Annotated in this window: 7 protein-coding genes; 3 read left to right on the top strand and 4 right to left on the bottom strand. The window is 62.9% G+C overall.

Annotated elements, in window-relative coordinates:
• The 4 genes from AC1DLO_RS22410 to lysS all read right to left on the bottom strand — a co-directional run.
• Positions 1 to 668, bottom strand: a 668-nt coding sequence (locus AC1DLO_RS22410; RefSeq protein WP_476914620.1) for a Clp protease N-terminal domain-containing protein, incomplete at its 3' end; no start/stop codon positions are given.
• Positions 669 to 1,045: 377 nt separating this feature from the next.
• Positions 1,046 to 1,372, bottom strand: a complete 327-nt coding sequence (locus AC1DLO_RS22405; RefSeq protein ID WP_184740653.1) for a histone-like nucleoid-structuring protein Lsr2 — start codon at positions 1,370 to 1,372, stop codon at positions 1,046 to 1,048.
• 139 nt (positions 1,373 to 1,511) lie between these two features.
• Entirely contained in the window at positions 1,512 to 1,688 is a 177-nt protein-coding gene (locus tag AC1DLO_RS22400; RefSeq protein WP_268024139.1) for a hypothetical protein, read from the bottom strand.
• 2 nt (positions 1,689 to 1,690) lie between these two features.
• Positions 1,691 to 3,220, bottom strand: coding sequence for a lysine--tRNA ligase (gene lysS / locus AC1DLO_RS22395; RefSeq protein WP_476891867.1), 1,530 nt, complete (start codon positions 3,218 to 3,220; stop codon positions 1,691 to 1,693).
• 98 nt (positions 3,221 to 3,318) lie between these two features.
• Here lysS and AC1DLO_RS22390 point away from each other — a divergent pair, with 98 nt between their 5' ends.
• From AC1DLO_RS22390 to AC1DLO_RS22380, 3 genes are read left to right on the top strand one after another with little or no spacing between them, the layout of a single operon-like run.
• Positions 3,319 to 4,212 (top strand): alpha/beta fold hydrolase, encoded by an 894-nt coding sequence (locus tag AC1DLO_RS22390; RefSeq protein ID WP_476891866.1) that lies wholly within the window; start codon positions 3,319 to 3,321, stop codon positions 4,210 to 4,212.
• Between the two features lie 4 nt (positions 4,213 to 4,216).
• Positions 4,217 to 5,071, top strand: a complete 855-nt coding sequence (locus AC1DLO_RS22385) for an alpha/beta fold hydrolase (RefSeq protein ID WP_476891865.1) — start codon at positions 4,217 to 4,219, stop codon at positions 5,069 to 5,071.
• Between the two features lie 31 nt (positions 5,072 to 5,102).
• Positions 5,103 to 5,936 carry an alpha/beta fold hydrolase gene (locus tag AC1DLO_RS22380; RefSeq protein ID WP_476891864.1) on the top strand — a complete coding sequence of 278 codons (834 nt, stop codon included), beginning with the start codon at positions 5,103 to 5,105 and terminating at the stop codon, positions 5,934 to 5,936.
• The last annotated feature ends 240 nt before the right edge of the window (positions 5,937 to 6,176 follow it).

The following is a 6,176-nucleotide window of genomic DNA, read 5'->3' as shown; positions in this document are numbered from 1 at the left end:
GCGGTCTTGCCGACGCCGGGCTCACCGATCAGGACGGGGTTGTTCTTGGTGCGCCGGGAGAGGACCTGCATGACGCGTTCCATCTCCAGCTCACGGCCGATCACAGGATCAAGCTTGTTTTCGCGCGCAGCCTGGGTGAGGTTGCGGCCRAACTGGTCCAGCACCACCGAACCGGCGGGAGTACCTTCCTGCTGGCCAGGTCCCGAGCCGGGGCCCGCGGCTTCCTTGCCCTGGTAGCCGGAGAGCAGCTGGATGACCTGCTGGCGGACCCGGYTRAGRTCGGCSCCAAGCTTGACAAGCACCTGYGCGGCAACGCCTTCGCCCTCACGGATGAGGCCCAGCAGGATGTGCTCGGTACCGATGTAGTTGTGGCCGAGCTGCAGGGCTTCCCGGAGCGAAAGCTCAAGTACCTTCTTGGCGCGCGGGGTGAAGGGGATGTGACCGGACGGAGCCTGCTGGCCCTGGCCGATGATCTCCTGTACCTGCTCGCGGACGCCATCGAGCGAAATGCTCAGGGACTCAAGCGCCTTCGCGGCAACGCCTTCACCCTCGTGGATCAGACCCAAGAGGATGTGCTCGGTACCGATGTAGTTGTGGTTGAGCATGCGTGCCTCTTCCTGGGCAAGCACAACAACGCGACGGGCACGGTCCGTAAATCTCTCAAACATTTCGCCACACTCCTAGCTACGACGTACTTTGATGCTACGTGGCAACGCAGGAATTTTGGGGCGTGTTCGCCACAGGGGAAACATGGCCGCACTGGGAATAAGACCACTCACGCCGTGATGGGTCCTTGGCGCGACGTTGGGAACCAAACTCCGGATGTTCCGCGGCCTCGTGCGGCGCCGCCGCCGCCCTCACGAGCCGGGCCACCCGCCATCGTTCTTCTCAGCAAACGTAGTGACTACATACCGAATATTCACAGGCGGTTCCAAGTCTTCAGATGAATAGTGCCGCCGTACTGCCAATCGACACGGGTAACCCGCGAAACGGACGCTGAAATGACAATACCCCGGCCCTAGGGCCGGGGTATTGATACTTGGTGTCAGGAATTTGCCTTCTGGTAGGCTTCCTGAATTTCGGCCTGAATGCGGCCTCGGCTGTTTACGGTATAACCGTTCTCGCGCGCCCATTGACGGATCTGTGCAGAGTCCTGGTTTCTCCCTGCGGCAACGCGGCTGCGCGTTGCACGACCAGTGGAGGTTTTGCGCGCTTTGGCCACAAACGGCCCCAGAGCGTCCCGCAGCTTGGCAGCGTTGGCACTGGACAGGTCCATTTCGTAACTGACTCCGTCAAGGCCGAAGCGGACAGTTTCATCCGCGGCGCCCTCATCCAGGTCGTCAACGAGGATAATTTTGACTTTCTGTGCCATGAAAAGACTCTCTTTTGGAGGGGTCGGATATGCAGAATAGCTGGACTACTTATTAAAGATTATCGTCCAGGACATGGCACATCGTCAAAGACATCGCCAAAGACACTATTAAATCTTTGGGGAAGGCCGCGGGAAAGAGCTATTTGGCAGGCGTTGAACCGTCGCCGGCCGGGTTCGCAATTCCAAAACCGGCTTCTTCCTGGGCTCGGGCTTCTGCTTGGCGTTCCGATTTGTCCGCGTTGAAGATAGCCTTCATGGCAAACCAAAAGAGAAGTCCGACAACGACGGACGGCGCAAGAACGGCAATGTATTCCATGGTCAGTGCCCTTCGGGCTTGAGGAGTGGGAACAAGATGGTTTCCCGGATGCCTGCTCCGGTGAACAGCATGACCAAACGGTCGATGCCCAAGCCGATGCCGCCCATGGGCGGAGCACCGTACTCAAGGGCTCTGAGGAAGTCCTCGTCCAGCTGCATGGCTTCAACGTCGCCGGCAGCCGAACGGCGCGACTGCTCGGTGAGTCGTTCGCGTTGGATGACGGGGTCGATCAGCTCTGAGAAGGCCGTGCCGCGTTCCATGCCACCGATGATGAGGTCCCAAGCCTCGATCAAGCGGCCGTCCTCCCGATGCGGGCGGGCGAGGGGCTGCGCGGAGGGCGGGTAGTTGTAGACGAAGGTGGGGTTGAGCAGCGTGGGCTCGACGATCTCGCCGAACAGTTCGACCACCAGCTTTTCGGCCTCCCACTTGGGATCCACCTTGACTTCGTGCTTGGCGGCAATCGCCAGCAGCTCCGCCACCGTGGTCTCGGGCGTAATCTCCTCGCCAATCGCCTCGGAGAGTCCCGGATAGACAGCTACCCAGGCCCATTCGCCGTCGAGGTCGATCTCTCCGGCGTCCGTCTGGATGGTGCGGGTACCCACGACGTCGGCGACGTTGAGGATGATTTCCTTCATGCGATCGGCCATGACGAATTGGTCTGCCCACGCCTCATAGCATTCCAAGGTGGTGAATTCCGGGCTGTGGGTGGAATCGACGCCTTCGTTGCGGAAGACGCGGCCCATGTCGTAAACGCGGTCAATTCCGCCCACCACCGCGCGCTTGAGGAAGAGCTCAGTGGCGATGCGCAACGTCATCTTCTGGTCGAACGCATTCATGTGCGTCTCGAACGGACGGGCTGTAGCGCCGCCGTGGACGAGCTGCAGGATGGGGGTCTCCACCTCCACATAGCCATGGCGGTCCAAAGTGTCGCGCACCGAACGAGTGATCGCAGCACGGGTGTAGACCATTTCCCGGGCTTCATCGCGGACCATCAGGTCCACGTAGCGCTGCCTGACGCGGGTTTCCTCGTTCAGTTCAGCGTGTAGCACCGGCAGCGGGCGCAAAGCCTTGGAAGCCATGGACCAAGAGTCGGCCATGACGGACAGCTCGCCCCGGCGGGATGAAATGACCTCGCCCTTGATGAAAACGTGGTCGCCGAGGTCCACCAGCGCCTTCCAGTCCGCAAGGGTCTCCTCGCCGACGTTAGCCAGGCTGAGCATGGCCTGCAGGCGGACGCCCTTTCCGTCTGCCCCGCCTTCCTGGAGGGTGGCGAAGCAGAGCTTGCCGGTATTGCGCACGAACACGACACGGCCAGTCACGCCCACGGTGTCGCCGGTGGTTTCGTCAGCCTGGAGGTGGGCGTACTTCTCGCGGATCTCGGCAAGGGAATGCGTCCGCTCAACACCCACAGGGTATGCCTCGGCGCCACGCTCGATCAGCTTGCTGCGCTTTTCCATGCGGATACGCATCTGTTCGCTGGCGTCGGCGGGCTCTGCGGCGTTGTGCTGGGCTGGGGTGTTTGCGGAAGTCACAATCCCCAAGTTTACCGGGGATTCCTTGGAGTTCCCTACCGGATTTCCCCAGAGTTACCTACCCTCGCTCCCGGCGGCGGCCGACATAGACTCGGGCTGTGGAGACATGGACAGTTAAGACGGACGACGACGGCGGCCACCTTGAGGTGCATTCCTTCCGTCCCGCGGCCGGTGCCTCCATTCCAGGCGCTCCGAGCGCGGCGGAGGGACCCGGCGTCGTACTTGTCCACGGCACCTTGGTGACCGACTCCCTCTACTGGCCATTCGCGAGGAACCTCAGCATCCTGCTTGGCCGGCCGGTGCATTCATACAACCGGCGCGGCCGCGGCCGCTCGGCACCGCAGCCGCCTGACTACTCCGCCGCGACAGAGACCAGCGATCTGCTTGCCGTGATGGAGGCGAGTGGCTCCGCGGATGTTGTCGGGCATAGCTATGGCGGATTCGTGGCGCTCCAGGCAGCCTTGCGCGCGCCCATCTCTCGGATGGTCACTTACGACGCCGCGGTTTCCCTGTCCGGCAACCTGAACGGGCGCTGGCGACCGCAATTGGAAGAGGCCGTCACCGCGGGTCAGCTCGACCACGCATGGGCTCATTTGGTCCAAGGGCTGGCCACGGCCGGGCCGATTTCCTATTTGCCGCTCGGAGCGCTGCGGGTGCTCAGCATCCTCTCGGCCAAGACCAGGTTGGGAGCCGAGATGAGGGACTTGTTGCCGACGGCTGTGTCAGAGATGCGCGTGATCATCGACGCGGACTCACACATACAGGATTATGCGAAGTTGGAAACCCCAACCCTCATGCTCAGTGGCGGCTGGAGCCCGGCGTACTTCGCCGAAACCGGGCGGCAGCTTGCCGCCGCCGTCCCGGTGGTGGACTTCGCGATAGTCCCCCTGCAGTTCCATGAAGGCCCCCTCCGGCCGGGGAAACATCTCGCGGTGAAAATCGCCCGCTACCTGGCCCAAGGGACGGGCGACGCCGGCGTCGCCCTAGGATGAAACGGTGAGAGAACGTGAGGTCCCCACGCCCGACGGCGGCAAGCTCGCCTTGTACAGTTACGGCTCGGTGGACGCTCCCGGAGAACGTCGCGTGCTGCTCATTGGCGGTGCATTCCTGACCGCACTCATCTACCGGCCATTTTCCATGGCCCTAGCCAGCGGACTCGGCGAAGGGTGGGCAGTTGACGTCTACGACCGCAGGGGCCGGGGCAGCTCAACGGAGCTACCCGCAAACTACTCCATGGCCACGGAGATCGCGGACGTCCGCACCATCACGGACGCGACGGGCGCGAGGAACATCCTCGGCCACAGCCTCGGCGGATCCGTGGCACTGAACGCCGCGCAGGAGTTTGCGGGAACAAACTACGAACCGAACAAACTTGCCGTCTACGATGCCGCGGTCAACATCGACGGCAGTATGGACACGGGTTGGCTGGACGGCTTTGCGCAATCCGTGGATAGCGGAAATGTGGGACGTGCCATGGCGCGGATGAAGAAGGGCATGCAGCCCGGCAGCACCTTGGCCCGGATCCCGGAACCCATCCTGGCCGGGCTCATGGCCCTCGTCTCCCACACGAAGGTGAACAAGGTCCTCAGGGAACTCATGCCAACGGGCGTCGGCGAACTCAAAGCCGCCTACGACGAAGCTGCACACCCCCGGGACTTCTCTGTACTTCCCCGAAACACACGGTTCATGGTGGGTAGCAAGAGCCCCAAGTACTACAAGGTCACCGCCGAGCGACTGTACGCAGCCGTCCCTGGAAGCACGCTCGTGGTATCGCCGAAAGGCTTTCACGGGTCCGTCCCCGCAGCGGTCAAGGAACTTGTGGCGGACATTTCCAGCTATTTCAAGGACTGACGGAACCCGGCGGCTCCGTTAGGCTCGAAGCATGACGCGCGAGAACATCACAACAGCCGACGGCGGAACCCTCGAGCTCTTCACGACGGGTGGTGGGCTGGCCGCTGGCGGCTCCGGCGTCGTCGTCGTGCCCGCCTCAATGGTGACCGCCGCAGACTACTCCAGGTTTGCCCAGAAGCTCAGCGCCGCCCTTGGCCGTCCAGTCCACACTTTCAACCGCCGGGGCCGCGGCGAATCGTCGCCGCAGCCCAAGGATTACACGCTCGACGTGGACATCAGGGATCTTGCCGAGATCATGAAGCACACGTCAAGCACCGACGTTTTCGGGCACAGCTTCGGGGGTGCAGTGGCGCTGCACGCGGCACGAACGCTGCCTGTGGAACGCTTGGCGGTCTATGACCCCGCAGTTTCCGTCAACCACAGCGTGAAGGCCGACTGGACGAGCGAATACGAGCGCGCGACGGCGGCCGGAGACTTTGACCGCGGACTCGCAGTATTGGTGAAGGGCGTCGAAACGGAAGGCGCCTTCGCGAGGATGCCGCTCTCCATGCTGACCCTCGTCAACAAGCTGACGTCGGGCACCCCCATGGGTAGACAAATGCGTGAGCTCATGCAGGCCGGCGTGCGTGAGATCAAGGCAGTCATTGCCGCGGACATGCCCGCAGAGCCGTTCCTGGAGTTGCCGCTGGAGACGCTCATTGTGGTGGGCGAAAAGAGCCCGGCATACTTCGGGGTGGCGTGCGGCCAGATCCACGACGTCCTGTCCGGATCGAGCTACACCATCCTCCCCGGCCACGGCCACGACGGAGTAATCCGGGCTCCGGACAAACTCATCGCCGAGCTCTCCGACTTCTTCTCGGGCTAAACGCCCGCTCACCTCTGCTGGGTCCCGGGACTTTCCTGGGCCGACGCCCGCTCGCTTATGCCGCTTCCTGAGCCGACGCTCGCTCGCTTATGGCGTYTTCCGGCGGGGCGGGGTGTCCGGGGGTTGGGTGTCCGGGGGTCCGGTGCCCGGGGTGGGGGTGTGGTTTTAAATGGGTCAGGCCCCGGCACTGGTGTGTCGGGGCCTGACCGTTAATGGTTGTCCGGCGGTGTCCTACTCTCC

Source organism: Arthrobacter sp. 01T419, assembly GCF_056398865.1.
Note: the sequence above shows the minus strand (reverse complement) of the source record. Positions and strands in the feature narration are given on the sequence as shown.

Excerpts from the sequence above, each read along its gene's own strand:
- AC1DLO_RS22405 (WP_184740653.1), bottom strand. The coding sequence starts at position 1,372 with ATGGCACAGAAAGTCAAAATTATCCTCGTTGACGACCTGGATGAGGGC.
- AC1DLO_RS22400 (WP_268024139.1), bottom strand. The coding sequence starts at position 1,688 with ATGGAATACATTGCCGTTCTTGCGCCGTCCGTCGTTGTCGGACTTCTC.
- AC1DLO_RS22380 (WP_476891864.1), top strand. The coding sequence starts at position 5,103 with ATGACGCGCGAGAACATCACAACAGCCGACGGCGGAACCCTCGAGCTC.